Annotated in this window: 1 protein-coding gene; it reads left to right on the forward strand. The window is 67.2% G+C overall.

Annotated features, from left to right (window positions below; genetic code table 11):
* On the forward strand, positions 1 to 542 hold a 542-nt coding region (locus ADINL_RS00780), incomplete at both ends, for a glutamate synthase central domain-containing protein (protein ID WP_036542647.1).

Here is a 542-nt window from a genome sequence, read left to right on the forward strand (position 1 = left end):
GGGCAAGGGTGTGCTGAAGATCATGTCCAAGATGGGCATCTCGACGGTCTCGTCGTACGCCGGTGCCCAGGTCTTCGAGGCCGTCGGCCTGTCGCAGGAACTCGTCGACACGTATTTCACGGGCACCGAGACCAAACTCGGAGGGGTCGGACTCGACGTCATCGCCGCCGAGAACGCCGCCCGTCACGCCTACGCGTACCCCGAAGACGCCGCTGTGCGCGCCCACGAGCGCCTGTGGACCGGCGGGGAGTACCAGTGGCGCCGAGACGGATCTCCGCACCTGTTCAACCCCGACACCGTGTTCCGCCTGCAGCATGCGACCCGGACGCGCCGGTACGACATCTTCCGCGAGTACACCAAGCTGGTCGACGACCAGGCCGCCGAGCTGAAGACCCTGCGCGGCCTCTTCCAGTTGCGCGCGGGCGTGCGCCCGCCGGTGCCCATCGACGAGGTCGAACCCGTGTCGTCGATCGTGAAGCGGTTCCAGACGGGGGCGATGAGCTACGGCTCCATCTCGCAGGAAGCCCACGAGACCGTACTAG

It is taken from the genome of Nitrincola lacisaponensis (assembly GCF_000691225.1).
Classification (GTDB): domain Bacteria; phylum Pseudomonadota; class Gammaproteobacteria; order Pseudomonadales; family Balneatricaceae; genus Nitrincola; species Nitrincola lacisaponensis.